This is a genomic window from Pararobbsia alpina, from assembly GCF_965118125.1.
Classification (GTDB): Bacteria; Pseudomonadota; Gammaproteobacteria; order Burkholderiales; family Burkholderiaceae; genus Pararobbsia; species Pararobbsia alpina_A.
Genome location: NZ_OZ221287.1, coordinates 2,006,237 through 2,032,718, shown reverse-complemented (window position 1 = coordinate 2,032,718; position 26,482 = coordinate 2,006,237). Strand labels below are relative to the sequence as shown.

Here is a 26,482-nt window from a genome sequence, read left to right as displayed (position 1 = left end):
AACCCGACATGAGACGACACGACGCTCAATCGATACGACTACGCGCAGCACGCGCCTCGTCACAAGCGAGGCCGACCCGTTCGCTGCGCTCTCCGGATGGAGGCTTTGCCATGAATCCGATCACCTTCCTGCTGACCGTACTCTTTATCGTTGCCGGCCTCGCGCTCGGCGAATTCGTCAATCTGTATCTGGCGCCGCCACTGTTCATCATCGCCCTGCTTGTCGCGCTGTCCGTCAAGGTCGCGAACACGTGGGAGAAATACGTGATCCTGCGCGTGGGTAAGCTCCAGAGCGTGCGTGGAGCCGGGTTCTTCATGATCGTGCCGTTTATCGATAACGTCGTCGCCGTCATCGACGAGCGGATCCAGACCACGGCCTTCAATGCCGAACAGGCGCTCACGCGCGATACCGTGCCCGTCAATGTCGACGCGATCATCTTCTGGCATGTCCACGATGCACAGAAAGCGGCCCTTGCCATCACGGACTATCGCCAGGCCATCGACCGCGTCGCGCAGACATCGCTGCGCGAGATGATCGGCGAATCGCTGCTCGCGACGCTGCTCTCTGACCGTCGCGCCGCCGATACGCACCTGCGCGATGAAATCGCTGCAAAAACCGCCGAATGGGGCATTTCCGTCGGCTCGGTCGAGATTCGGGACGTCGCCATCCCCGTCGCCCTGCAGGATGCGATGTCGCGTCAGGCACAGGCCGAACGCGAAATGCAGGCTCGCGTGATTCTGGGTGCCGCCGAAGCGCGCGTCGCTGCGCAATTCGTCGAGGCCGCCAACGTCTACGAACATCACCCTGCCGCGCTGCAGCTGCGCGCGATGAACATCATTTACGAAACCACGAAGGAACGCGGGGCCACGATCCTGATCCCGAGTGCGATGGTGGACAGCCTGAACCCGGGGCTCACTGTCGCGTTGGCAGGACAGGCTCAGCCGGGCGACCCGAAAAACCCGCTCAAGTCGGCGGCATAGCGAGCGATGCGCCCGCACGCGTCGCGTCGTAGAACATCGCGAACAGCTCGGATTGCGAGCCGATGCCGAGCTTCGTGTAGATATGCTTCTTGTGCGCGCGCACGGTTTCGAACGAAATCGCCAGTTTCTCTGCGATCGCGCGCGACGAGTGGCCGCTGAGCGACAGCATCGCGACCTCGATCTCGCGCGCGGTCAGTGCACCGCGCCCGAGGCGGTCGGTCAACGTACCAAAGCGTGTACGCATGTCGCGCACACTTTCCGCCGGCCCTTCCATTTGCCCGATCGTGCCGGCCATCATATTTGCGCCGAGCGCATTCGAAGCCTCCGCGTGCTCACCGCGTGAGGCATACGACGCGTCGACGTCGGTTTCTCCGAGCCCTTCGTAGGGTACGCGCTGCCGTATCAATGCAATGACCCATTGCGAATAGAGCGTCAGCAAAGCAAGTTCGCGGTCGCTGTATCGGCGCGTCGCACCGAGCGAAAGGCACAGCGTGCGATGCGCATCGATTGCGACGTTGAACTGCACCTCGTCCCCGACGATGTTCTTGCGGAAATACCGTTGGTAGTACTCCGTCATCGTGAAGTTGTCGGGCGCGACATCGGCCAGCGTAAAGAACCCCGAGGCACGATGTTCCGTGGCCGCCAGAAAGAACGGATCGAGCACGTAGAGCGTCGACAGATAGTCCTGAAACATCAGATCGATCTGCCCTTCAGGCATCGCCTGCTCGGCGCAGACATGCGGCCGCCGATCGTCGATAAAGCAGAGGGCGACCCAGCTTTCGACGACGACGTGACGCTCGAGGACACGGATCAGACGCGGCCAGAACTGCACGCCATCGAGCGCGTCGATGACGTTGGCGATCTCGCGGTGGAACGCAAGATCCTGCCAGTCGAAATCCATCCGATCCTCCGGTGAGGGTAACCCTCGCGGGTAATTGCGAGACAAAAATAATGCCCCGATGATAGCCCCGTCCGCTTCGAGGGCCACGTTCTACGTGGCGTGCGGGCGCTTATCACGGTGTGCGACGACGGTTTGACCGATGACTCGCACGTCGATGCAGCGCCGCATGGACGGCGATTCACGCATGGCTCACATGTCGTGCAATCGCCCTGCTCGCAAGCCGTACGCCGGCGCTGCCCGTCATGATGCAGCGCCGCAGACAGTCGAACGAAAGCAAGGCAGGAGACAGAAACAATGCAGATCGAACTTGCGCAACTCGCGCTGATCGACGGTGACGTGGCGACGAACACCGAGCGCGTGCTCGATGCGATCTCGCGCGCCAACGTCGCGGGTGGCACGCAGATGATCGTTTTTCCCGAGACGACATTGACCGGCTTTCCGACCCGCGACAACGTTGCCGCCCTCGCGGAGCCGCTCGATGGCCCTTCCGTAACCCGCGTGCGCAACGCCGCACGTGCGAAGGGCGTCGCTGTCGTGCTGGGCCTCGCCGAGCGGGAGGGCGGTCGCTTCTACAACACGACGGTACTCATCGATGCGCAGGGCGACATCCTGCTGAACTACCGCAAGACCCATCTGTGGGCGTCCGACGTCGGCGTCTTCACACCCGGCGACCGCTATGCGACGTGCGTCTGGAACGGGCTCACCGTCGGCATGCTGATCTGCTACGACATCGAATTCCCGGAAACCGCGCGTGCATTGGCTCAGATCGGTGCCGATCTGCTGCTCGTCACCAACGGCAATATGGATCCGTTCGGCGCCGTGCATCGCCGCGCCATCGTGGCGCGTGCGATGGAAAACCAGGTGTTCGCCGTGCTCGTCAATCGATGCGGCACCGGTGACGACAATCTGGTGTTCGCCGGCGAGTCCGCCGTGATCGATCCGAGCGGCGATGTGCTCGCCGAAACGGGCCGCGACCCGGCGGTCTTCACTGCGCGCCTCGATCGCACAAAGCTTGAAACCGCACGCGAGCACTACCGGTATCTCCACGATGCACGCATCGGCCTGGGGCTGACCACCCTCGACGATGACGGTAGCGGCGTGCGCACCGTCGTAATCGACGGCGCATCGAGCGACGCGCGCACAAGAACAGCATCGCGTCAGGTCGCCTGACACGCATCAGGCACCGCAGCGGCATCCCGAACGCCGCATCGACGAAAGACGAAAGACAAACGCCATTCGCAGGCACTCGCATGCCTGTCGTTGACGCGCACACCCGCATTTCACAGAGGACATATTGATGGATCTCTCCGCGACACCGCGCGCTGCCGATTCAGCGCAATCATCGACTCATGAGGCACGCCTCAAGCGAACACTCGGTCTTCCTTCCGTGCTGCTCTTCGGCCTCGCCTATATGGCGCCGCTGATCGTCTACGGCACCTACGGCGTGCTTGCACAGGCGAGTAAAGACACCGCCGCGCTCGCCTATCTGATCGCATTGATCGCGATTGCCTTTACCGCGCTGAGCTACGGCAAACTCTCACGGCTCTATCCGGTTGCGGGTTCCGCGTACACGTACACACGCAAGACCTTCAACGCCCACCTCGGCTTTATGATCGGCTGGGCCACCCTGCTCGATTATTTTTTCCTGCCGATGGTGATCTGGCTGATCGGCGCGGCCTATCTGAATGCTGCGTTCCCGCATGTGCCGCAGTGGATCTGGATCGTCGCGTTTATCGTCGTGACGAGCGCGCTCAATATCATCGGCATCGAACTCGCTGCACGGCTCAACATCGCCCTGATGGTCGTGCAGCTCGCGATCGTCGCGTTGTTCGTCGGGCTGTGCTGGCACTACGCGGCGGCCGCTGCAGCACCGGGTGGGCTCGCATTGGCCGAACCGTTCTTCAAACCCGTGCCGCTCGGCGCCACGATGGCCGGCGCGGCCATCGCTGCGTATTCGTACCTCGGCTTCGACGCGGTCTCGACCTTGACCGAAGAAACGATCGAACCTGAAAAGACGATGCCGCGCGCGATCCTGCTGATCGCACTGATCGGCGGCGCGATCTTCGTCATCGCGTCGTACACCACGCAGCTCGCCTACCCCGGCACCGTGTTCAAGGACGTCGATTCGGCCGCGTTCGAAGTGGCCAAGAAAGTCGGTGGCGACATCTTTGTGACGATCTTCCTCGGCGGCCTGATCCTCGCGCAATTCGCGTCCGGTATTTCCGCGCAAGCCAGCGTGGGTCGCTTGCTCTACGCAATGGGCCGCGACCGGATCCTGCCGCACCGCGTGTTCGGCTTTATTCACCCGACGTTCAAGACACCGGCAATCAATATCGCCATCGCCGGCATCGTCGGCCTGATTGCACTGAAGCTTGACGTTGCGACATCGACGTCGTTTATCAACTTCGGCGCTTTCCTCGCCTTTACCGCAGTGAACCTCTGCGTGATCCGGCTCTATCTGTCCGGTCAGGCGCAACAGGGTAGTCACCGCAAGATCGGTGTGATCGGCGGACTGCTGTTCCCAATCATCGGCGCGATTTCAGATATCTGGCTGCTCGTGAGCCTCGAGCGCACCGCGCTGGTACTCGGCGCAATCTGGTTCGCCATCGGTCTTGTCTATTTGTTTGCGATGACCCGGGGCTTCCGCCGGCCGCCCCCTGAAGTCGAAGTCTGATATGAACCTTCACCGATTGATTGACCCATCGGTCGACCCATCGATCGACCCAATGTTCGGCCCATTGGTCGACGCATTGTCTGGCGCATGAGCGGGTCCATCCGTTCGCCCGCAATAAGGCAAGCGTGATAAAGCCGGGTCGCGTGTTTATTTGATTGTTACGAAACAACCCGCCTCATTCCTATTGCACGCATTCGATATGCGGCGATACGAGTCAGGCGGGTTTTTGTTTCATTAGAAATGCCTCATTACCCGACCGCGAAGCTGCGGCTGCGAAAAGAATCTTTGCCGTCGTTTACCCTGAATAGCCGTATCAATACCCGCTCCATACGCGCTGTATGGATAACGGATGTGTAACGCAGGCCAAGCCGGATCGCCGCAAATCGCGTCCGGTCACGGGGATTCCGTTTGTAAACTTTGCTCGGCTCGTAGAGAATTTTTTCGCACTTACAATCAGTTACTTATTCGAAATCAAGTTTTAATCCCGGGTTGCCGAAAAACAGGAAGTAAGCCGCGAAGGCGTGTTCAACCCATGGGAGAGCCACTTGTGAAGATGCAAGCGCGTTCTGTATTTTTTGTTGCCCTGTTGCTGGCCGGTGCTTTGGCCGGATGCGCCCAGGTCCAACCTGTGACGACTGCTGCAACGCCGGTGGCCAAACCAGCCAAGCCGGTCAATGAAGTGCTCGACTTTACGATCCCGCCCGACGCCCTCGGCGCGCACGATCCGCAGTTGACCGCGATTCTGATGAAGACGGGTACGCTCGCGGCCGCGCAAAAGCGTCCGACGACGATCCGTGTGGTCGCGTTGAGCCAGGACTTCCAGTACCTGAACCAGGCGATCTGGCGCGGCGTGCCGCCCCGTCGCATCGCCGACATTACGCTCGAGAACCAGACGGCCGGCCTGGGTCAGCCGTACGGCGTGTCGATCAAAACAGCGCCCTGAGCGCGCACAGACCGAATGCCGACCATGACCCCACTCCTTTCATTCGACCCGCGCACTCGCATCGCATCGCGTGCGCTCGTGTCCGTGCTGTGCGCGCTGTGCGTCGCGCACGGCCGTCCGGCTCAAGCTCAGCAGCCCGAGGCCAAAGCGGCCGCCGCAAGCCCCGCTTCCGGCGCATCGGCGGCTGCCGCTTCCGCCGCACCCGACAAGGTCTACCCGCCGCTGCCCTCGCTCGCCATGTTGCCGCCGCCTTCGGCGACCGACAGCGACGACGACACGCCGCCGCGCAAGACCAGCTCGCGCAAGAAAGGCGCGAAAGAAAAGGTCAGAAACGAGATGCCCACGCCGCACCTTGTGGTGTCCGACGCGACGCGAACGTATCTGAACTCGGTCGAGCAGGACATCGAACACGCCATGCCGAAGTAACGCTGCGGGCCGCGACGACCCGCTTGCTCCCTCACCCGGAGATGCACCCTTGAACCCTGTTCAAATGATCAAAGGCGCGCTGCGCGCATGCCTTGCCGCGCTGTGCGCGCTAGTCGCAACCACTGGCCTCGCCCACGCGGCCGACGATTGCTTTATGAAGGCCGCCGTCTATCAGGGCGTCAATCCGTCGATCCTGCGTGCCATCGCCTGGTACGAATCGAAAGGCGACGCCAGCGTGATCAACCGCAATGCCAACGGCTCGATCGACGTCGGTCAGTTGCAGATCAACTCGATTCACTTCGGCGACCTCGCCAAGCAAGGCGTGCCGCATACCGCCCTGACAGATGCGTGCGTCAACATCTTCGTCGCGTCGTGGCTGCTCAAGCAGAAGATGGTCAAGTACGGCAACACGTGGCGCGCGATCGGCGCCTATCACTCGGAATCGCCGAAACTGCGCGACGCGTATGCGCGCAGCATTCAGAAGATTCTCGTGCAATGGGGCGAGCTGCAGCCGACGTCGGCTGCGGTGATGTAAAAGCGTCGAATCGGGGCAGCACATCGCGCATGCCCTGACTCAGCGTTGCGTCGTTCGGCGTGGAGCAACGTGACGTTCCGCTTTACCTCGCTGATCGCTTCAATCCGCCACTGCGCTCAGAGGCGGTCGTTCGATCCTCGCCTCACCCTGTCCACAGCGCCCAACCCTTCGATGTCCGCCGCAAGTCGACCAGACTCAGCGGCGGAATCTCCAGCCGCGTAAAAGCCCCGAGCGGCATTTCCAGCACCCGCACCAGCGTCGCGCGCACCACGACCGCGTGCGTGACGGCGATCACCGTCTCCTCGCCCGTGCTGTCGAGCCAGCTCGCCACGCGCTCGGCCAGGTCCCGAAACGACTCGCCGCCATGCGGCGCAAGCGAGGGACTGCGCGCCCAGTCGGCAAAGGCTTCCGCGTCCTCCGCCGCGACATCCTTGAGCGCTCTGCCCTGCCAGCGGCCGTACTCGAGATCGGCAAGCGCAGGCTCGTCCTGCGGCTCGAATCCCATCGCGATGGCCGTCTCGCGCGCGCAGCGCGCGGGGCTCGACACCACCCTGAGCCCGGCATAACCCGACATCCGCTGACTGCCAAACGCACGCGCGGCTTCGACATCACGCGATTCAAGCGCATCGTCCGCCGGAAAGCGGCCGGCCCGCATGGCCTGGGTGGCGGCATGGCTGATCATGAGCACGCGAGTCTGCATGGAACGTCTCCGGGGAGGTGGCGCTTTCATCAGAAGGCAGAGCGCGTAGAATACCTGCACCACGAGTTACGGAAGCCGGTGCAAATCCGGCGCGGTCGCGCCACTGTAATCGCTATTCCAAGAGCCGAGAGCCAGACCCGAGGCTCGTGACGTTTCCCTTCATCGCTATCGGGGCGCGCAACCCCAGGAGAGTCCCATGTCTGACCTCGTTCTCGAACCCTCTGCGGTACCGCAGCCGATTCCCGTGCGGGAAATCCTGCCCTGGGCCGTCTTCGTCGGCTTGCTGCTGTTGCTCGCACTCTATTTCGTGGGTGCGGAAGAAGGTGCGACGTCGCTGATTCCGGGCATGTACGTCCACGAATTCGTCCACGACGGCCGGCATTTGCTCGGCTTCCCCTGCCACTGACGGGGGCCCCATGGTCGGAAAACTGTTAGTACGCGGCATGCTTGCAGGCATCGCCGCGGGGCTGCTCACATTCTGCGTGGCCAAAATTGCCGGCGAACCGCAGGTCGACGTCGCTATCGCTTTCGAAGCCAAGGCCGATCAGGCCAAGGGCGAGGCGCCCGACCCCGAGATTGTGAGCCGCGAAACCCAGTCAGGGTTTGGGCTGTTCACCGGCGTCATGGTCTACAGCACGGCGATCGGCGGGTTGTTCTCACTCGTCTACGCCTATGCGTATGGCCGTGCCGGCCGGATCGGCGCACGCGCGCTTGCCGTATGGCTTGCGGCGGCGGCCTACATCGCGATCGTGATCGTGCCTGCGCTCAAGTACCCGCCGAATCCGCCCGCGATCGGCGACCCGCAGACGATCGGCATGCGCACCGGGCTCTACTTCACGATGATCGCCGTATCGATCGCTGCGATGATTTTCTCGCTGAGCGTGCGCCGGCATTTGATCGCTCGCCTGGGTGGCTGGAACGCCTCGATTGTCGCGGGGCTCGTGTACCTTGCCATCATCATCGCCGTCGAACTCGCGCTGCCCGTGATCAACGAAGTACCGGGTGATTTCCCGGCGAGCACGCTCTGGCGCTTCCGCGTCGTATCGGTCGGTATGCAGCTGACGATGTGGACGACGATCGCACTCGTGTTCGGTGCAGCGATGGAACGGCTGGACCGCGCACGCACAGGCGTCAGTGAGCGAACCAACCGTCTCAATCACGCCTGATCCACCAACACCTGACCACGACCGCTCCCTGAAGCACCGCGCGATGATCACACTCGAAGTTTGCGTCGATAACCTGGCTGGCTTGCGTATCGCAGCGGCGGCGCCCATCGCGCGGATCGAACTCTGCGGCCCGTTGGCCGTCGGCGGCACGACACCGCCGACGGGCGTCATGCGAATCGCGGCGCGTATGCCCGTGCCCGTCTACGCAATGATCCGGCCTCGCGACGGCGACTTTGTGTTCGACGCCGACGACGAGGCCGCGATGATCGCCGACATTCACGCGGCGCGTTCGGCGGGTCTTGCGGGCGTCGTGCTCGGTGCCAGCCAGGCAGACGGGAGTCTTGACGTGCCGATGCTGGCGCGGCTGTCCTCGCAATGCGCCGGCCTCGGTCGCACCTTGCATCGTGCGTTCGATCTCTGCCCTGATCCGTTCGCCGCGCTCGATGCCGCCATCGAACTCGGCTTCGAGCGCGTGCTGACGTCAGGTCGTGCCAAGTCCGCCATCGAAGGCGCTCCCCTTCTCGCCGAACTCCGCGAACACGGCCACGGCCGCATCTCAATCATGGCCGGCGCAGGCGTCACGCCATCAAACGTCCGTGAACTGGTCGAAGCCTCCGGCGTGCACGAAGTCCACGCTTCTTGCCGGTCCGCGGTGCCCATCGGCAACCCGGATGTGATTCGATTTGGCTTTGCAAGCAGCGTGATGCAGACGGATCGGGCTGTTATCGATGCGATGCTTGAGGCGATTGCGGAGAAGCAGTTTGGGTAAGTGACGTCGGATTGTGTGTTGCTCAATCCAGATCAGCGACCTCCATCCTTGCCAGCGCAATGACCTTGTCGAGCCGAGTTTTCATCGAAAGCGAGAGCATGTGCGTTTGCTCAGGCGCCACCATTCGGCGAGCTTCAAACGGCATTCCCGCAAGTACTTCAGCGGGCGACAATTCATTCAACGAGTCCTGCTCGGACATAAAAAAGGTGTTGACCTGCATTCTTGAATTGCTGCGAAGAATCTCAAGCAACCTGGGTAAATGCGAAGGCACATCGGCGACGAATTGCCACGCGGGATACACGCGCCCATTCTTCTTGCCGGGCGGCACCACGCTGTAGAACTGCACATGGTCGCATCGATAAACCGTGCTCTTGGACATACCGGTGTGCTCGATCACCTCCTCAGGACTCCATTTGGACATCGGCAAATGCGTCTCGCGAATCGCTCCGCTCGGGACAGGATCTCCGATCAACCAAGTAGCAAGACGAAGAGCAAGCGCCCTACGGGCGGCACTGCCTGTCAACACGGTGGCTTCACCTGTGCGTGACTTCGATCGAATACGTTCGGTGACTCCGTCGAGCAAGTCGGCGGCCACCGTTTCGATCAGTGCATCTGCATCACCCGCATAGCTACCGTTCACAAGTGCACGCAGCTCGGCTCTAGCATTCGCTTGCCTTCGTTTCGTTGCCAATTCCATATCCACTCCTGCACAGCGATCCCAAGGATGAGCGCCCAGGGGCGCGCACATTCGAGATTGCGAGGTGAGACCGTGGCTGGAAGCGCAGAGTACGTGAGCAGGCCAAACAAGCCTTTCACAAAATGATCCTCGCCGTTCGCGTGGTCGCTCAACGATCCGCGCCTTGAAATGAGGACACTTGCGCGTCGGCCGGGGGAAGCAGTCAAACCACGTCGTGCGCGGCGATGTTGCGGTATTGACCTTTGAAATACAGCAACGGCTGCGTGGTAGCCGCCTCTTGCAGGTCTATCGCCTTCACCTCACCAATCACGATCAGATGATCGCCTGCGGCGTGCTCGGCGTAGATCTCGCAATCAAGCCAGTGAAGGCTGCCGGCAATGATCGGATTGCCCAGCGGCGACTGCTGCCATTCGACTCCGTCCCATTTGTCCGCGCCTCGCCGGGCGAACTGGTTCGAAATCTTGACCTGCTCTTCGGACAGGATATTCACGGCAAATCGACCTGCCTGGCGAATTTTAGGGAAGCTGGCCGAACTGGACATGACGCTGAATGACACCAGCGGCGGGTTCATCGACACGCTATAAAACGACTGGCATGTAAAGCCAACGTTCTCGCCGTCAATGTGCGATGTGATCACCGTGATACCGGATGCGTAGTGCCCGAGCGCTTCGCGAAAGCGCGTTGGTTCGATAACGGTACTAGGGAGTGACATGGTAGGCACTAAATACGGGGTGCAGCTCGAAAAAGTGAAGAGCGGGCTGAAGTCATTCGCGAACGTTGACTGACCTTAGCCTTTGCCAATATCGAAAGCGACCCATCGATCAGAGCCAACCGGATCGATGAGTCGCTTTCTGCGTTCGGCCGTCGCAAGCAGCGCACGACGGCCTTTTCCGCCGCGGAATTAGATCGAAAGCTCTTTTCGAACGATTTCCGCGCCTGCACTCAATGCTTCCAGCTTGCCCTTCGCGATCGCACGAGACAGGGGGGCCATGCCACAGTTGGTGCACGGATAAAGCTTGTCCGCATCGACAAACTCGAGTGCTTTTCGCAGGGTATTGGCGACTTCCTCGGGCGTTTCGATGATGTCGCTCGCCACATCAATGGCCCCCACCATCACTTTCTTGCCGCGAAGCAGTTCGATGAGTTCCATCGGAACGTGCGAGTGTTGGCATTCCAACGAGACCATGCCGATACCGGATTTTTGCAGCTTGGGGAAAACCTTTTCGTACTGGCGCCATTCCGTCCCCAGCGTCTTCTTCCAATCGGTATTGGCCTTGATGCCATAGCCATAGCAAATATGGACAGCGGTTTCGCACTTGAGCCCTTCGATGGCTCTTTCCAGCGTGGCCACACCCCAATCGTTCACGTCATCAAAGAACACATTGAATGCTGGCTCATCGAATTGAACGATATCGACGCCAGCGGCCTCCAACTCCTTGGCCTCCTCGTTCAGGATCTTCGCGAACTCCCACGCCAGTTTTTCGCGACTCTTGTAGTGATCGTCATAAAGCGTATCGATCATCGTCATCGGGCCGGGTAGCGCCCATTTGATCGGGGCGTTCGTTTGCTCCCTCAGGAACTTGGCATCGTCGACGAAGACCGGCTTTCGGCGAGACACGGCACCCACGACCGACGGTACGCTCGCATCGTAACGATCACGAATTCTGACGGTCTTCCGATTTTCGAAATCGACTCCGTCCAGATTCTCGATAAACGTGGTCACAAAGTGCTGACGCGTTTGTTCGCCATCGCTGACGATGTCGATACCCGCGTGCTGTTGTTCTTGCAGAGACAAGCGCAAGGCATCCTGTTTGCCCTCAGTTAGCGCCTCATCCTGCAATTTCCACGGTGACCACAGTTTTTCGGGTTCTGCGAGCCATGAGGGTTTGGGCAAGCTGCCAGCTGTCGCCGTGGGAAGCAATTTCTTCACAATAGATTACCTTACGTTTTAATTGATCAAAGAGCGTAGTTAGCAGACCACTGCTCAAGAACAGCCTGATAGGGTTTTATAAACTGCTCTTCGACATACCGCCCCTGCTCAATCGCCAGCCGGCTGCGTTCTTCCCGATCATAAACAATTCGGGTAAGCGAAAAGTCCTCATGCTTCAAACTTGGCTGATAGGACTTCCCTGCGACCGAGTTTGCGTTGTAAATCTCGGGGCGATAAATTTTCTGGAAGGTATCCATCGTACTGATGGTGCCAATAAGCTCGAGATTGGTGTAATCACCAAGCAAGTCGCCGACAAAATAAAACGCCAAAGGCGCAGCGCTATTCGGAGGCATGAAGTAGCGAACCTTCAGCCCCATTTTCTGGAAATATTCGTCCGTCAACGAATACGCATCCTGTTCGTATTCAATACCCAATACAGGGTGTTGATTTTCAGTCCGGCGATAGGTCTTGCTGCTCGACACACTGAGACAGATGACGGGCGGCTTCTTGAAGTTATCCTTGTAAGCGTCCGAATTGATAAAGCACTTGAACAACTTGCCGTGCAGGTCACCGAAATTATCCGGGGTGCTGAAATTCGACTGATTTTTATTGTGTTCCAGCAGCAGCACGCTGAAGTCGTAATCCCGCACATAAGACGAGAAATTATTTCCTGCAATACCTTCAGTGCGCTCGCCAGTTTTGCGATCGACAATATTCGTCTTCAATATCTCGATCAAGGGTAGCGCGCTACCGCTGCTTGCACCCTCTATATTCATTTCGACGGAAATGATTTCAAGCTTGACCGTATAACGATCGCCTTCAGGATTGTCCCAATGCGCCAGGGAGTTGAAACGGTTGTCAATCATCCGGAAGGTGTTGCGCAAATTTTCCTGACGACTCGCTCCTCTGGCCAGATTAGCAAAGTTGGTCGTGATGCGCGTACTTTCTGAAGGACGGTAGTCTTCGTCGAAAGAAATACGCTTGATAGCAAATGTAAATTCTTTACTCATGGTGATCTGGCAATCTGAATTCTGATAGAGAAGTCGCATTGACCTCTTGCGTTATCAAAATCTTATGCCCCACCATCTATGAATAAAAGTGAATTGATTTCATGTATCCATTAGCAGCCTTCATGTGGGACGTACGTGTCGAAGGGCCTGTTCACGTCGGGCCCGCTGTATGGGTTGTCGAACGGGCACTAAGCATCGACTGAAGTGGCGTGACGCATTTTGATCGCAGCGTTGGCCCCCCCCTTAAATGGAACCGTCGCGAGCACAGATGCCAGCACCATCAACGCGCCCCCGAACCATGCCCCGACGGAAAGATGCTCACCGAGCCATAGATAGGCGAATAGCGCACCGAATGCAGGCTCGCTGCCCATCAGCAAAGCAACACGCGTCGGGCTACTGCGCTTGACGGCGAAGTTCTGAGCGAAGAAAGCGAACAAGGTGCAGGCGACTACGAGGTATCCGATGCTGGCCCAGAAGTCGGCGTGCGCGGTGAACGACGGCAAAGCTTGCCAATGCTGTGAGGGCAGCACGCAGACGACCAGAGCACTGCCCAATGCGACTACGCCCGCTTGCACGGCCGTCACCGCCAACGGAGTCAATTCCGATTCGCGCATCACACGCTTGGTCACGCACACCATCAGCGCTCGAAGTAACGCAGCGAGAAGAATTAGTGCATCGCCTGCGCTCGGAATGATTACGCCGCCGCTCACAAACGCAGCACCCATCAATGAAAGCCCCACGGCGAACCATTCGCTGCTGGACGGCTTGCGTCGTAGCAACACCCATTCGACGAGCGGCGTCAGCGCGACACACAGGCTGATCAGGAACGCCGCATTCGACGCGCGTGTGTGAGCGATTCCGAACGTCTCGGTCAGAAAGATCCCGAGCAGAATCACGCTCGAGCCAAGCGCGCCGACCAATGCCGAGGCACTCACATGTCGAAGCGATCGCAGCGACGGCGACAAGACCATAAACGTCAGCCCGAAGCGCAGCGCAAGCAGACCGAGCACCGGATACAGCACGAGCGCGCCTTTCACGACCCCATAGCTTGTACCCCACACCATCGCTACCGCGAGCAGCATGAGATCGGACATCCATAACGCGCTTTTTTGCTTCGACATAGCGGACCTTCTCTTTTGATTCAGATAGTCCGAATTGTCGAGTATTGCGCACGAAACTATAATCCCGCCCATCGGCATATCTTTTATGCCTGAAATGCACAGATGGAGGACACCCGGGCGCGGGTCATGATGAATCCCAACGAGCTGTTTGCGTTGCTTCCCGACATGGCGACCTTTGCGAGAGTCGTCGACGCCGGCAACTTTTCGGTCGCCGCCCGGCAGTTGGGTACCACGCCCTCCACCGTCAGCCGACAGATCAAACGCCTTGAGGATTCGCTCGGCACGCGCTTACTTGAGCGTTCGACCCGGAGCATTCGCTTGACCGATTCAGGCGCGCAGATCTACCGGCATTGCAGGGACATGATCGGCGCAGCATCGGGAGCCGTCGACGTCGCAGGACAAGGCGTCGGAGATCCGCGAGGCAAAGTCAGCATCAGTGCGCCAATATCATTTGCGCGATCCGTCATCCATCCGCTGATACCGGAGTTTTTGCGGACATGGCCGGACGTCGATGTCCAACTGGTCTTTGCCGATCACGAAGTCGATCCCTTGCGTGACGATGTCGATATCGTGATTCGACTCACGCGATCGCCTCCTCCGGGTCTCGCCGCCCGGCGACTTGGCGAGGTGAAATGGATTCTTTGCGCGTCGCCTGCTTATCTCGCAGAACGTGGCACGCCGGCTAAACCGCGCGACCTCGCGCAGCATGCATGTATCTATCTCGGGGAAACGGTCGACGACAACCGGTGGCAATTCCGCCATGGCAATGAGACGCAGTCGGTCGAGGTGAAAGGACGCTATATCGCCAACGATGTGGACGCCCGATTGGATGCAGCCCTACTTGGCCTCGGCATTGCGACCTTGCCGGAATTCGCCGCTGCACACGCGCTTTCCGAAGGCACTTTAGTTCGGGTACTCGACGACTGGGAGTTCGAGGCACGCCCCTATATGGGACCGGTGTGGCTGCTCTATCCGCCGAACCGGTTTTTACCGTCAAGGGCGCGCGCGCTGATTGACTATCTGGCGACTCACCTCGTCGCAGGCAACGTTGAAAATCACCATGACGACTAGTTTTCGCCTTATAGCGGTCTACGCCGAGACGGAAATCCAGTCGCTTGCGAGGCGGCACGCAGCCGCACTGCCCTACCCGACCTTCTCCACCTCATCACTCGCCCGCTTCGTCAATATCGCGCTCGCGATGATGTCAAAAAGATGATCGCCCCGCGGTGCGAATGCGGGTTGGTCAGCGGCCCAGCCGAGCGCCGACATCAGGGCAAACAAGTCGACCCCGGTCATATCAGCGCGCGCCGTTCCCTCGGCCTGAGCACGAATCAGGAGTCGTTCTCCCACCGCATGCACCGTTGCGCATGCCGCATAAAGCGCAGACTCCGGGTCTGAATGGGCACTCGCCATCATGGCCACAACGCCTCGATAGCTCTGGACGAACGCCACGCCTTCGCGGAACCACGACACGAGCGCTTCGCCCGGCACATCCGACGTTTCAAGTTCGCGCGCCTTCTGCGCCAGTGCATCCATATTCGTGCACAGCAACGCTTCAAACAGCGCTTCCCGCGTCGGGAAATGACGTAATACCGTCGCCAGACCGACGTCGGCCCGACGGGAAATATCTCGCATCGACGCATCCGCGCCGTGCTCGGCAATCACCTCACGCGCGACTTCAAGGAGGTGGTCGTAATTTTTTCTGGCGTCGGCTCGCATGGCTTTCGTTGACAAATGGATCAGTGATCCATATATTCCCAATCAGGATCCGGATCACTGATCCACAAGATACAGCGGATTTGCCCCGAAGGGAACAGAGACGCTGTCTGACACCATCAACGGAGTTGAAGTCATGGGAAAGCTTGACGGTAAGGTTGCGGTCGTTACAGGCGGATCGAGCGGCATGGCGCTGGCGAGCGCGAAACGGTTCGTTGAAGAAGGCGCGTACGTTTTCATTACGGGCCGCAGGCAAGAGGTGCTCGACGAGGCTGTCGAGCAGATTGGACGGAACGTGACGGGCGTGCGCGGCGACTCCGCCAATCTCGACGATCTGGATCGCCTGTTCGATACGGTCAAACGCGAAAAGGGCAAGATCGACATTCTTTACGCGAGCGCTGGCACTGGCGAATCCGTTCCTCTGGGCGAGATTACCGAGGAACACTTCGATGCGACCTTCGGCCTGAATACGCGCGGCACGGTGTTCACGGTTCAGAAGGCATTGCCACTGTTCAACGATGGTGGATCGATCTTTATGACCGGCTCAGTGGCGTCGGTCAAAGGGTTTCCCGGTTACGGCGTGTACTCGGCGAGCAAAGCCGCATTGCGCTCATTCGCGCGCACCTGGCTCAATGAATTGAAGGGCCGAAATATCCGGGTGAACGTGCTGAGCCCCGGACCGATTGCAACGCCGATGCAGGACCAGATTCTCGATGACCAGGCGAAGCAGATGTTCGAATCGCTGATTCCCCGCGGAAAGATGGGTCTTCCAGAGGAAATTGCAGGCGCTGCGCTATTCCTGGCTTCGGACGATTCGAGCTTCGTGAATGGCGTTGAACTATCGGTCGATGGCGGTTTCTCGGCCATCTGAAGTCACACGCAAAAACACATATAGAGGGCGTTGCAGCTTGAAGAAGGTGACTCGATATCGGCTTATCCATTTGCACTCCTCACCGATAGACGGAAAGGATTTCAATGCATAGCCAACAAGTATCGTGGCACGGGTCAACGGCTGCGCCCTCTTGAATGGAGAGTTCGCATGAGTTATTCAATTATTGGCTTTGGTCCCGTAGGTCAGGCGCTTGCCCAAGCGTTTGCACGAAAGAACATTGACGTAATCGTCGCCAGTCGACGTGCACCCGAGGCGTTGATGCCGCAGGCTCAGGCAATCGGCCCCTCGATCCGCCCAAAGACGCTCAAGGAAGCATTCGCGGCTGACACGATTTTCCTTGCGGTTCCGTTCCGGGAACATCGCGAGGTCGCGAAGCAACTCGCGACGTGGCAAGGCAAGACGATTATCGACACGACCAACGCTTATGGCATTCCCGCTGCGGAACTGGAAGGGCTGCCGTCGTCCGCCTTGGTCAGCAAAGCGTTTACTGGTGCGACGCTGGTCAAGGGCTTCAATCATTTACCCGCTGCGGCCCTCGCCGCTGATCCGAACGTCAATGGTGGCCGGCGCGTCGTGTTTCTTTCGAGCGATGACGAAGCCGCAGTGGCACCCGTCGCTGAGTTAGCCCAACAACTCGGCTTCGCGCCGGTCGCACTCGGACGGTTTGAAGAAGGCGGCGCGCTGGTCCATGCCAAGGGCAATACCTGGGGCAAGCTGATTTTCAACGACTTCATCAAAATCAAGTAAGCGCGCATCTCCTCGAGGTCGTACCGGCCACGCAGTGCGTGGCCGATACCCCGCAGCGCCCTCGCCTATTGAGTCCCTCCGCGCTGACGCGACGTCATTTGCATGCCGGAGCCCGCTGCAACGGACGAACGCGAGTTCCGGCTCCTCGCAATCCGCCGACGCTGCAACAAGACCCACGCGGCAGGAATCACAAACATCGACAAAATCGGCGCAGTCACCATGCCCCCCACCATCGGTGCGGCAATGCGTTGCATCACTTCTGAACCCGCGCCATGACCCAGCATGATGGGAATCAAGCCTGCCAGCACCACCGCCACCGTCATGGCTTTCGGACGCACGCGCAGCACCGCGCCTTCTCGAATCGCATCGAGCAACGTGGACTCATCTAGAGGCTCCCCTGACTCAAGTCGCCGATTGAGCGCGCTCTTCAGGTACAGCAACATCACCACGCCAAATTCAGCCGCCACCCCGGCCAAGGCAATGAAGCCCACCGACGTCGCAACGGATACTGCATGCCCGAGTATCCAGATAAACCAAAAACCGCCGACCAATGCAAAAGGCACGGTCGACATCAACAAAAGCGCATCGGCCGCGGAGCCAAACGTCAGGAACAGCAACACGAAGATCACGACGAGCGTGACCGGAATCACGGTGCGCAACTTGGCCTCTGCACGCTCGAGGTACTCGAATTGCCCGGACCACGCGATCGAATAACCCGGAGGCAATACGACCTTTTGGGCGACAGCTTCCTGCATGGCCTTCACTGCAGTCTGCAAGTCCACGTTTCGAATATCGACGTAGACGTAACCCGACAGACGCGCGTTTTCGCTGCGAATCGACGGAGGACCGTCCTCGATGTTGATGCTGGCCACATCACCGAGCTGAATCTGGGCGCCTCGATCTGTGACAACAGGTAACTCGCGCAGCTTATCTACCGAATCACGCACCTCGCGGGGATAGCGAATGTTGATCGGGAAGCGCTCGCGTCCGGCCACCACTTCGCCGACGTTTTCGCCCCCGACTGCCGACGATACGACAGACTGGATATCGCTGACGGAAAGCCCGTAGCGAGCAGCGACCTGACGATTGATATCCACGTCGATGTATCGGCCGCCGTTCAATCGCTCGGCAAGCGCGGAAGTCACACCCGGCACGTCCTTGACCGTGGCCTCCACTTGCGCGGCCACCTTGTCGATCTCGTTCAAATCCGGGCCTGATATCTTCACGCCAACCGGCGACTTGATACCCGTCGACAGCATGTCGAGCCGATTCCGGATCGGCGGTACCCATAGGTTCGACAAGCCCGGTACTCTCACGATCCGGTCCAGCTCGTCTCGCAGTTTTTCAGGCGTCATACCGGGGCGCCACTGACTTCTGGGCTTGAACTGTATTGTCGTCTCAAACATTTCAAGCCCCGGCGCGGGATCGGTCGCCGTCTCCGCACGCCCCGACTTGCCGAATACCGTCGCTACTTCGGGTACCGTCTTGATGAGTCGATCGGTTTGCTGGAGCAGTTCCGCCGCCTTCTCCGTCGAGATGCTGGGAAGCGCCGTCGGCATATACAGCAGATCGCCCTCATCGAGCGGTGGCAGGAACTCGCCCCCCAGGCGCGAAAGCGGGAGCACGGTCAGCAGAAGCGCGACGATCGCGAGCCCGATCGCGACCCAAGGCCGACGTAGTGTCGCTTCAAGCAACGGCCGATACAGACGGACCAGCACACGATTGATCGGATTCGACGCCTCATGCGGAATGCGTCCGCGTATGAGATACCCCATCAACACCGGAACAAGCGTCACCGACAAACCTGCCGCAGCGGCAATTGTGTAGGTCTTGGTGAATGCCAGTGGCGAGAATAGCCTTCCCTCTTGTCCCTCGAGTGAAAACACCGGGATAAACGACAGCGTGATGATAAGCAGCGAAAAGAACAACGCCGGACCCACCTCCGCCGCCGATGATGCGATCAGCTGCCAACGTTGAGCATGCGTTATCGGGGTATCCGGATGCCGATGCTCGAACGCTTCCAGATGCTTGTGCGCGTTCTCGATCATCACGATGGCCGCATCAATCATGGCCCCGATGGCGATTGCGATACCGCCCAACGACATGATGTTTGCGTTGACGCCCTGATAGCGCATCACGATGAATGCCATCAACACGCCAAGTGGAAGCGACAGGACAGCGACCAACGCGCTGCGCAGGTGGAACAGAAACACAGCGCAGACGATACCGACCACGATGAACTCCTCGAGCAGCTTGTCTTTGAGGTTGTCCACGGCACGATTGATGAGTCCCGAGCGATCGTACGTCGTCACGATGTCGACGCCTGGCGGCAGCGAGCGCTTGAGTTCGTCAAGCCTGGCTTTCACCCCTTGAATGGTCGTCAACGCATTCTTGCCGGACCGCATGACAACGACGCCGCCTGCCACCTCGCCTTCTCCGTTGAGCTCGGCGATGCCTCGCCGTGCTTCGGGTCCGATCTGGATGCGCGCAACGTCACCGAGCAGTACCGGTGTCCCCGTGTCGTTGGTGCGAAGAACGACATTGCGGAAATCCTCTAACGAGTGGAGATATCCGGAAGAGCGGACCACGTATTCCGACTCGGCAAGTTCGACGACCGAGCCGCCCGACTCCTGGTTCGACTTGGCGAGCGCATCGGCGACCATTGCCTGCGTGATGCCGAAAGCGCGCAACTTGTCGGGGTCCAGCACGACCTGATATTGACGCACCATCCCGCCGATGCTCGCGACCTCTGATACATCGGGCACTGCCTTGAGTTCGAACTTGAGGAACCAGTCGTTGAGCGCCCGCAGTTGTCCGAGATCATGCTCGCCACTCCGGTCGACAAGCGCGTATTCGTACACCCAGCCCACCCCCGTCGCGTCCGGGCCGAGCGAAACCGTCGCCCCTTGAGGAAGACGGCTTTGTACCTGGTTCAGGTATTCAAGCACACGCGAGCGCGCCCAGTACGGATCCGTCTTGTCATCGAACAGGACGTACACGAACGCATCCCCGAATGCAGAGTACGCACGAATGGTCCTGGCGCCGGGCACGCCCAGAAGCGTTGTCGTAAGCGGATAGGTCACCTGATCCTCGATGACCTGCGGCGCCTTGCCCGGATACGACGCCTTGATGATGACTTGCGTATCGGAGAGGTCCGGCAATGCATCGAGGGGCGTATGCGTAACCGAGTACGCTCCCCACGCGCCGACGAGCACCGTCGCGAGCAGCACCAGAAAGCGATTGTGGATGGACCAGTGAATGAGGCGCGCAATCATGGCCTGCCTCCTTCCGATCCGTCCGTGCTGCGTTCAAGTCGTGGCAGCATCGACTTCAGGCTCGCTTCCGAATCGATGAGGAATTGTCCGGAGGCAACGACGGTGTCGCCATCGTTCAGTCCGCCAACGACTTCGGTCTCATCGCCAGCATCCTTGCCGACGGTCACGGCCACGGGCTCAAGGCCACCCTGCCCGTTCCTGACGATGACAAGGGAGCGCTTGCCTGTCGTAATGACGGCCTCTGAAGGAACGACGAGTCGCGACACCTTATTGGATCCGCTGACGTGCACGCGCATTAACATGCCCGGCGTGAGCTTCAACGCGGCATTGTCGATTTCGAGCCGCGCCTGGAGGGTCCGGCTCGTCGCGCTGATGCCAGGGAGGACCTCACGTATCTGCCCGTTGAAGTGCTGCGTCGGATCACTCGAAAACGTCGCATCGACAGCCATGCCCGGCTGCACGCTCAGCGCAAGTGCTTCCGGAATTTCCACGATGAGCCAGAGCTTCGACAGACCCGCCACTTTGGCGATCGTCTGACCCGGCGTTACTTGCGCCCCGTCCCGCACATTCAGCTCGCTGACGACACCCGTCTCGGGTGACGACAGCACGACATGCGTCTGAACGGCTCCGGTCCGATCAAGGTTCGCAATCAGTCCATCAGGAATCGACAGGGCACGCATTCGGGCACGTGATGCTTCGAGCAGCCCCGCATCCATTCCGCCGCGCTTGAGCGACACATATTCTTCCTGCGGCGCGAGCCAGTCGGGCACAAAGAGCGATGCGATCGGGGCGCCCTTGTTGACGTGCTGCATCGGCGCGCGGGTGTACAGATGGTCGATATAGCCCGTGACGCGGGACTGCACGACGTCGGCTTGCGACTCGTCGAGCTGAGTCGTGCCGACGGCATCGAACCCGTCCGCCATCTCTTTTCGATGAACGGTTGCGTAGCGGATTCCGAGATTCTGCTGCAGCTCTGGATCGATCCTGATGCCCGTCGCACCACCGCCTTCGTCTGCGTAGACGGGTTGGAGTTGCATGTCCATGAAGGGCGATTTGCCGGGCTTGTCGAAGTGCTGATTCGGCACCATCGGGTCGTGCCAATAGAGCACCTGCCTGCCCGATTTCGGATCGACCTTGTTTCCCGGGGCCGAAGCCGTCGCCATCGGAGCGTCGTGCATCCGAGTCGTCGAGGCGTGCCAGGTTCCGGCGGCATAGCCGATGGCGAGCAATGTCGCGGCCGCAATGACGCTCAAGGACACGCGTGCCATTAGTGGGTTTGTCATAGCGGTTTCTTCATTGGCCGTCGGCCATGGTGGGAGGAACAACCTGGTACTCGAGCTGGGTCCACAGTTGCGAGACGTCACGACGCAACGACAGCACTTGCAACTCGGCATCGAGCTGAGCGCGTCGCGCGGCGAAGGTGTCGGCAAGCGAACCCGTGCCGCCCTTGTAGGCAGCAACGGCGAGCTGCACACGCTGATCAGCTGCCGGCAGCAGCGACTGACTCAGATTGGCGATGCGTGCTCGACCGCTTGCCAACGTGGCCGCCTCTGTATGGATATCCGCCTGGACTTGTCGCTGTGCATCCTCGTAGGTCAGGCGCGCCTTGGTGGCGAGCTCGCCCTTTTCGGCGATGTCCCGGTCTTCGTAGTTGCTTCGGTTGAACGGCAATGGAATACGCACGCCCACCGAGACAAATCTCGAGTTGTTGCCCCCCTGCGCATAGGAAACATTCCACGTCCAGTTCGGAGTCCGGTTGCTCTCGGCGACGGCGGTGTCCGCGTCCGCCAACGAGATGTCGTGAGCTGCCGTGATCAACGCCGGCTGTACGTGGCGCAAATCGTCGAGCGGCAGCGCTGACGTGGTGGATTCGGGTGATGGTGGCTCGCCCGCCACATCATCGACGGCGGTGGCAGTCCAGCGCGAGAGGCGAATCAGCGCAGTGACCAGCGTTTGCCGCGCTGTGAGCATCTGGTCCTGCGTCTGCGCAAGCATGGCCTGCGCTTGCACCACATCGGTTGCGCTTGCGCGGGCACCTTTGTATGAAGCTTCGGTTGCCGCGAGTTCGTGGCGCATGTGCTCCAGCAGTTCTTGCTGGAGCGCCACAGCTTGCTTCGCATAGGTCGCATCCAGCCAGGCGCTTGCTGTTTGCTGGCGAACGTTCACAAGCTGCTCGAGATAGCCCGCGTGCTCTCGGCCGACCTGCTCGTCGGCCAACGAAGAACGCAAGCGCCGCTTCTCGCCGGACACCCACTCCTGCTCGATGCCGATACGGCGCATGGTCAGGATGTTCTGACCAATGGTGAATCCTTGAGAGCCGTTAATCGGCAAATCGTCGACGCCGGCTGTTAGCGCCGGTTCCGGCAATTGACCGGCTTTGACAGCAGCCTGCGAACTTGCGCGTACCGAGGCCCGAGCAGCGCCGATGGCAGCGGAATGTTCGGTCGCCGCCTGAATCGCGGCGTCGAGTGTGAGCGGCGCTTCCTGGGCGAATGCACTGAAGCTCGATATGGCGAGCGCAAAGAACACTGCGCACGCGCGCAGTGGCACACACCGGCATAGCGGTGTGCCGTTGAATAAAGGCATGGTTCAACCCCAACGACGGAGTCCCATAGGGAATCCACGTCCTGAGCGCAGGACGACCTCACCGCAGACGCGGTGAACGAGTCAGACTGGGATTACGCGGTTCGCGGAGGTCGCCAGAGCCCTGCAGGCTCACGGACAGACAGCGATTCGGTGTAGTTGAAAGCGACGCGGATCGAGAGGCCGATGGGTCGCGTGACTTCGAGCGTAGCGACCGGAAGATATTGGCAACCGATCTGGCACTGAGCCGTCATCTTGCAGGAGACGCCCTTGGCCTTGCCGGTCGGCGACGATTTCATCGTGTCGCACCCCGGCATCATGGAGCTCGTCGCGGCATCGTCGCCTGCGGCCATGGTTCGCTGCATGATTGGACACGTACCCGTCAAGCCGCTGGCTGCCAGCCCGCTCAAGGGCAGCATCGCGCACAGCATAAGAAGAATGAGGGTCCGAAAGAGTTTCATCGCAAGTCGAGTAGCGCAGGCATTTTAGCCAACTCCATGGAAATTTGCCTAGGGAACCCGCCTGCTCAAGCCACATATCCCGCCCCCGATTCACCGTCTTAGTACACACATAGCCGCGTGTTCTTGGTTCTTTTGCTGATACCAACGACGGTACAGAATTCCTGCATCAACCCTACAAAAAAGGCCGACCATGTTTTTTCGTCACCTTTTAGCTGCGTCATGTGGCGCCGTTGCTTGCACGCTTTGCGGCGGAGCCATCGCACATCAATCCAGCGAAGTCGTGAAGCAGGACTTCAATCAGTCGATTCCAAATCTCCCTGGCAAATCGCTTGTCGCTGTGGAAGTCGACTATCCGCCCGGCAGCGCATCGCTACCTCACAAGCACGCGAAGTCCGCGTTCATCTACGCGTACGTGCTGTCCGGGTCCATCGAATCGAAGGTCAATGACGGCGAGGCGCGTGTGTACCACGCTGGCGAGAGCTGGTCTGAATCGCCCGGCGCCATCCATCGCATCAGCCGAAACGCAAGCAAGACCCAACCTGCAAAGCTGTTAGCCATTTTTGTCGTGGATACCGACGACAAAGAACTGACCACCCCGGTCAAGTAAGCCCCCGCGTGTCTCTCCACTCCCCGAGCTGTAGGAACTACCATGAACGCCCGAACCGCGAAGTCCAATCCAGTCATCGAATGTATCCTGAGCCGCTCCGCGGCCAAGTATTACGACCCGACGGCCACGTTAAGTGACGAACAGATCTCCGAGCTGGTGCGAATCGGCACCGCCGCACCGACATCCTTCCACTTGCAGAACTGGCGCTTTATCGCGGTTCGCACGCCTGAAGCAAAAGCGCGACTGAGTCCGATCGCGTGGAACCAGCCGGCAGTCACCGACGCCGCTGTGACCTTCATCGTGTGCGGCCAACTCGTCGACACCAGCGTCATTCCCTCGCGGCTCGCTCCCGTCGTCGAAGCGGGCATCATGCCGGCCGCAATGGTCCCGGAATGGGAAATCCCCGCTCGGAACCTCTATATGGCGTATCCGCAGCGCCGCCGCGACGAAGCCGTGCGCACGGCGGCCTTCGGTGCCTCGGCAATCATGTATGCCGCACGTTCGCTGGGCCTGGGTTCGACGCCAATGATCGGCTTCAACGCCGACGCGGTGCATCGCGAGTTCGGCCTCGGCGAAGACGAAGTCCCGGTCCTGCTGTTGTCGGTCGGTGAGGAGCGTCCTGGAAACTGGGCACAAAAGCCGCGCCTGCCGGTATCGGAAGTGTTGGACTTCGTCTGAACGCGTCGCCGCAATCGTCGACACGCGGACCGGCCAGATACCCCTGAAGCGCGAGGCATTCAACACGCACCCAACGCCAGAAGACCTCACGCACTTCTGCCCGACCTTCGGGCGCAACGTATGCCGAGGGTACCCGCGATACGGGCTTCCCTCGATCAGCAAACCCACTACGTACGGAAACAACGATGTCCAGAGCCACTGCTTTGAAGTCGGACCAAGTGCCGGCAGATTCGAAACCGACCCTCGATGCGTTCACCAAGAACATCGGGTTCACGCCAAACATGATGGCGACGTTTGCGCAGAGCCCCATCGCGTTCAACGCATGGGCCAACTTGCTGGGTTCCCTGAGCAAGGCGCTCGACGTCAAGACGCGGGACAGCATCGGTCTCGCCGTCTCGGAAGTGAACGGCTGCAACTATTGCCTGACGGTTCACAGCTTCACCGCCGAACACATGGCCAAGCTGCCGGCCGATGAAATCATTCTGGCTCGGAAAGGTCATGCCAGCGATGCCAAGCGCGACGCTGCCATTCAGTTCGCTCGCAAGGTCATCGAGACGCGCGGCCAGGTGAGCGATGCCGATCTGAAAGCCGTCCGCGACGCTGGCTACACTGAGGCCAACGTCATGGAGATCGTCGCACTGGTCGCCATGTACTCGCTGACGAACTTCTTCAACAACGTGTTCGATCCCGAGAAAGACTTTCCGGCGGTTGCGGCGGCTGGCTCGATTTGATCTCGGCACGTTCGCGTCGACTCTCTCTCAAGGTTGCCGGATACTATCGGCTGACGCGAACGTAGTACCCAAGTCCCGAGGCGCCGCGAAAGACGGTGCGAAGCGCGCCCGGGGCTTGCCGATGTGCCAATCCATTCGAGAGAGACAAAGTGACATTGAACCATCCCATCTTTTCGCGCTGGCCGGCGCAGCATCCTGATCGGCTTCAACTCTTTTCGCTGCCGACGCCGAACGGCGTGAAGGTCGGCATCATGCTCGAGGAAACAGGCCTCGCATATGAACCGCACCGCATCGACATTCTCGCGAACGAGAACCATGATCCGGCGTTTGTCGCGCTGAACCCGAACGGCAAGATTCCCGCGATTTACGACCCCAATGGGCCAAGCGGCCAGCCGTTGGCATTGTTCGAGTCGGGAGCGATCCTGATTTATCTCGCGGACAAAACGGGACAGCTGCTGTCCTCCGATCCGAACACCCGCTACGAAACGCTCCAGTGGCTGATGTGGCAGATGGGCAATGTCGGGCCGATGTTCGGTCAGGTCGGCTTCTTCCACAAATTCGCGGGCAAAGCCTATGAAGACAAGCGCCCGCGCGACCGCTATGCAACCGAAGCGGCGCGACTACTTGGCGTCCTTGATACACGTCTTGCGGACCGCGAATGGGTGATGGGCACGGACTACACGATCGCCGATATTTCGCTGCTTGGCTGGGTGCGCAATCTGGTGGGCTTTTACGAAGCACGAGATCTCGTTGGCTTCGATCGATTTGCTAACGTGAGCGCATGGCTCGAGCGGGGACTCGCCCGGCCGGGCGTGCAGCGTGGACTGCAAGTGACGGCAGCCTGAGAACAAGGCTACGAAAGACTTCGGGGCATTCGCGATCGGGCATTTACTGTCCGATCGCGTCGAAGACGGCAACCACTAAGCTGCCTGGCAAAGCA

27 protein-coding genes, 1 pseudogene and 1 riboswitch are annotated in these 26,482 nt (G+C 59.9%); of the genes and pseudogenes, 16 read left to right on the top strand and 12 right to left on the bottom strand.

Annotated features, from left to right (window positions below; genetic code table 11):
* The first annotated feature begins 110 nt into the window (after positions 1 to 110).
* Positions 111 to 980, top strand: a complete 870-nt coding sequence (locus ACMFWR_RS08950) for a slipin family protein (RefSeq protein ID WP_413194639.1) — start codon at positions 111 to 113, stop codon at positions 978 to 980.
* Here ACMFWR_RS08950 and ACMFWR_RS08945 read toward each other — a convergent pair.
* Positions 964 to 1,881 carry a response regulator transcription factor gene (locus tag ACMFWR_RS08945; RefSeq protein WP_413194638.1) on the bottom strand — a complete coding sequence of 306 codons (918 nt, stop codon included), beginning with the start codon at positions 1,879 to 1,881 and terminating at the stop codon, positions 964 to 966. The two genes, ACMFWR_RS08950 and ACMFWR_RS08945, sit on opposite strands and share 17 nt — an antisense overlap.
* Before the next feature lie 294 nt (positions 1,882 to 2,175).
* On the opposite strand from ACMFWR_RS08945, the gene ACMFWR_RS08940 reads away from it, so the two are divergent.
* The 5 genes from ACMFWR_RS08940 to ACMFWR_RS08920 all read left to right on the top strand — a co-directional run bounded on the left by ACMFWR_RS08940 (position 2,176) and on the right by ACMFWR_RS08920 (position 6,459).
* Positions 2,176 to 3,051 carry a carbon-nitrogen hydrolase family protein gene (locus ACMFWR_RS08940; protein WP_413194637.1) on the top strand — a complete coding sequence of 292 codons (876 nt, stop codon included), beginning with the start codon at positions 2,176 to 2,178 and terminating at the stop codon, positions 3,049 to 3,051.
* A 127-nt stretch (positions 3,052 to 3,178) separates the two neighbouring features.
* On the top strand, positions 3,179 to 4,555 hold the full coding sequence (locus ACMFWR_RS08935) for an APC family permease (protein ID WP_413194636.1): 1,377 nt from the start codon (positions 3,179 to 3,181) through the stop codon (positions 4,553 to 4,555).
* A 553-nt stretch (positions 4,556 to 5,108) separates the two neighbouring features.
* On the top strand, positions 5,109 to 5,498 hold the full coding sequence (locus ACMFWR_RS08930; RefSeq protein WP_413194830.1) for a hypothetical protein: 390 nt from the start codon (positions 5,109 to 5,111) through the stop codon (positions 5,496 to 5,498).
* A gap of 24 nt (positions 5,499 to 5,522) precedes the next feature.
* The gene (locus ACMFWR_RS08925; RefSeq protein WP_413194635.1) at positions 5,523 to 5,924 is read left to right on the top strand and encodes a hypothetical protein; all 402 of its coding nucleotides are present in this window, start codon (positions 5,523 to 5,525) and stop codon (positions 5,922 to 5,924) included.
* 64 nt (positions 5,925 to 5,988) lie between these two features.
* Positions 5,989 to 6,459 (top strand): lytic transglycosylase domain-containing protein, encoded by a 471-nt coding sequence (locus tag ACMFWR_RS08920; protein WP_413194829.1) that lies wholly within the window; start codon positions 5,989 to 5,991, stop codon positions 6,457 to 6,459.
* Positions 6,460 to 6,601: 142 nt separating this feature from the next.
* Here the strand turns inward: ACMFWR_RS08920 and ACMFWR_RS08915 are convergent, their stop codons facing one another.
* On the bottom strand, positions 6,602 to 7,159 hold the full coding sequence (locus ACMFWR_RS08915) for a histidine phosphatase family protein (RefSeq protein ID WP_413194634.1): 558 nt from the start codon (positions 7,157 to 7,159) through the stop codon (positions 6,602 to 6,604).
* Positions 7,160 to 7,229: 70 nt separating this feature from the next.
* Positions 7,230 to 7,296: riboswitch (cobalamin riboswitch) on the top strand.
* 59 nt (positions 7,297 to 7,355) lie between these two features.
* On the opposite strand from ACMFWR_RS08915, the gene ACMFWR_RS08910 reads away from it, so the two are divergent.
* The 3 genes from ACMFWR_RS08910 to ACMFWR_RS08900 are packed head-to-tail and all read left to right on the top strand — an operon-like array spanning position 7,356 to position 9,094.
* Positions 7,356 to 7,565 carry a CbtB domain-containing protein gene (locus ACMFWR_RS08910; protein WP_413194633.1) on the top strand — a complete coding sequence of 70 codons (210 nt, stop codon included), beginning with the start codon at positions 7,356 to 7,358 and terminating at the stop codon, positions 7,563 to 7,565.
* A 10-nt stretch (positions 7,566 to 7,575) separates the two neighbouring features.
* Positions 7,576 to 8,325 (top strand): CbtA family protein, encoded by a 750-nt coding sequence (locus ACMFWR_RS08905; protein WP_413194632.1) that lies wholly within the window; start codon positions 7,576 to 7,578, stop codon positions 8,323 to 8,325.
* Positions 8,326 to 8,368: 43 nt separating this feature from the next.
* Positions 8,369 to 9,094 (top strand): copper homeostasis protein CutC, encoded by a 726-nt coding sequence (locus tag ACMFWR_RS08900; RefSeq protein WP_413194631.1) that lies wholly within the window; start codon positions 8,369 to 8,371, stop codon positions 9,092 to 9,094.
* 22 nt (positions 9,095 to 9,116) lie between these two features.
* Here ACMFWR_RS08900 and ACMFWR_RS08895 read toward each other — a convergent pair whose 3' ends face one another.
* From ACMFWR_RS08895 to ACMFWR_RS08875, 5 genes are all read right to left on the bottom strand, one after another.
* A complete protein-coding gene (locus tag ACMFWR_RS08895) occupies positions 9,117 to 9,791 on the bottom strand; it encodes a hypothetical protein (protein ID WP_413194630.1) in 675 nt (224 codons plus the stop codon).
* Positions 9,792 to 9,993: 202 nt separating this feature from the next.
* Positions 9,994 to 10,503, bottom strand: coding sequence for a flavin reductase family protein (locus ACMFWR_RS08890; protein ID WP_413194828.1), 510 nt, complete (start codon positions 10,501 to 10,503; stop codon positions 9,994 to 9,996).
* Between the two features lie 189 nt (positions 10,504 to 10,692).
* Positions 10,693 to 11,721 carry a methionine synthase gene (locus tag ACMFWR_RS08885; protein WP_413194629.1) on the bottom strand — a complete coding sequence of 343 codons (1,029 nt, stop codon included), beginning with the start codon at positions 11,719 to 11,721 and terminating at the stop codon, positions 10,693 to 10,695.
* A 26-nt stretch (positions 11,722 to 11,747) separates the two neighbouring features.
* On the bottom strand, positions 11,748 to 12,731 hold the full coding sequence (locus ACMFWR_RS08880; protein ID WP_413194827.1) for a DUF1852 domain-containing protein: 984 nt from the start codon (positions 12,729 to 12,731) through the stop codon (positions 11,748 to 11,750).
* 188 nt (positions 12,732 to 12,919) lie between these two features.
* Complete coding sequence (locus ACMFWR_RS08875) at positions 12,920 to 13,852, bottom strand: DMT family transporter (protein WP_413194628.1); 933 nt, start codon at positions 13,850 to 13,852, stop codon at positions 12,920 to 12,922.
* Positions 13,853 to 13,981: 129 nt separating this feature from the next.
* Here ACMFWR_RS08875 and ACMFWR_RS08870 point away from each other — a divergent pair, with 129 nt between their 5' ends.
* On the top strand, positions 13,982 to 14,923 hold the full coding sequence (locus ACMFWR_RS08870) for a LysR family transcriptional regulator (protein ID WP_413194826.1): 942 nt from the start codon (positions 13,982 to 13,984) through the stop codon (positions 14,921 to 14,923).
* Positions 14,924 to 14,995: 72 nt separating this feature from the next.
* On the opposite strand, the gene ACMFWR_RS08865 is transcribed toward ACMFWR_RS08870, so the two are convergent.
* Complete coding sequence (locus tag ACMFWR_RS08865) at positions 14,996 to 15,571, bottom strand: TetR/AcrR family transcriptional regulator (protein ID WP_413194627.1); 576 nt, start codon at positions 15,569 to 15,571, stop codon at positions 14,996 to 14,998.
* A gap of 133 nt (positions 15,572 to 15,704) precedes the next feature.
* Between ACMFWR_RS08865 and ACMFWR_RS08860 the strand changes: the two genes are divergently transcribed.
* Both ACMFWR_RS08860 and ACMFWR_RS08855 read left to right on the top strand, forming a co-directional pair.
* Complete coding sequence (locus ACMFWR_RS08860; RefSeq protein WP_413194626.1) at positions 15,705 to 16,439, top strand: SDR family NAD(P)-dependent oxidoreductase; 735 nt, start codon at positions 15,705 to 15,707, stop codon at positions 16,437 to 16,439.
* A 168-nt stretch (positions 16,440 to 16,607) separates the two neighbouring features.
* A complete protein-coding gene (locus ACMFWR_RS08855) occupies positions 16,608 to 17,207 on the top strand; it encodes an NADPH-dependent F420 reductase (RefSeq protein WP_413194825.1) in 600 nt (199 codons plus the stop codon).
* 65 nt (positions 17,208 to 17,272) lie between these two features.
* Here ACMFWR_RS08855 and ACMFWR_RS08850 read toward each other — a convergent pair whose 3' ends face one another.
* The 4 genes and pseudogenes from ACMFWR_RS08850 to ACMFWR_RS08835 form a co-directional block, all read right to left on the bottom strand.
* Positions 17,273 to 20,482, bottom strand: a complete 3,210-nt coding sequence (locus ACMFWR_RS08850) for an efflux RND transporter permease subunit (protein ID WP_413194625.1) — start codon at positions 20,480 to 20,482, stop codon at positions 17,273 to 17,275.
* Positions 20,483 to 20,496: 14 nt separating this feature from the next.
* Positions 20,497 to 21,765, bottom strand: a pseudogene (locus tag ACMFWR_RS08845) (efflux RND transporter periplasmic adaptor subunit); the annotation flags it as partial.
* 10 nt (positions 21,766 to 21,775) lie between these two features.
* The gene (locus ACMFWR_RS08840; protein WP_413194624.1) at positions 21,776 to 23,068 is read right to left on the bottom strand and encodes a TolC family protein; all 1,293 of its coding nucleotides are present in this window, start codon (positions 23,066 to 23,068) and stop codon (positions 21,776 to 21,778) included.
* 92 nt (positions 23,069 to 23,160) lie between these two features.
* Positions 23,161 to 23,526, bottom strand: coding sequence for a hypothetical protein (locus ACMFWR_RS08835; RefSeq protein ID WP_413194623.1), 366 nt, complete (start codon positions 23,524 to 23,526; stop codon positions 23,161 to 23,163).
* 190 nt (positions 23,527 to 23,716) lie between these two features.
* Here ACMFWR_RS08835 and ACMFWR_RS08830 point away from each other — a divergent pair, with 190 nt between their 5' ends.
* The 4 genes from ACMFWR_RS08830 (at position 23,717) to ACMFWR_RS08815 (ending at position 26,387) form a co-directional block, all read left to right on the top strand.
* The gene (locus ACMFWR_RS08830) at positions 23,717 to 24,133 is read left to right on the top strand and encodes a cupin domain-containing protein (RefSeq protein WP_413194622.1); all 417 of its coding nucleotides are present in this window, start codon (positions 23,717 to 23,719) and stop codon (positions 24,131 to 24,133) included.
* Positions 24,134 to 24,175: 42 nt separating this feature from the next.
* Positions 24,176 to 24,811 carry a nitroreductase family protein gene (locus ACMFWR_RS08825; protein ID WP_413194621.1) on the top strand — a complete coding sequence of 212 codons (636 nt, stop codon included), beginning with the start codon at positions 24,176 to 24,178 and terminating at the stop codon, positions 24,809 to 24,811.
* A 185-nt stretch (positions 24,812 to 24,996) separates the two neighbouring features.
* Entirely contained in the window at positions 24,997 to 25,542 is a 546-nt protein-coding gene (locus tag ACMFWR_RS08820; protein ID WP_413194620.1) for a carboxymuconolactone decarboxylase family protein, read from the top strand.
* 149 nt (positions 25,543 to 25,691) lie between these two features.
* Entirely contained in the window at positions 25,692 to 26,387 is a 696-nt protein-coding gene (locus ACMFWR_RS08815) for a glutathione S-transferase N-terminal domain-containing protein (protein ID WP_413194619.1), read from the top strand.
* Positions 26,388 to 26,482: the final 95 nt, after the last annotated feature.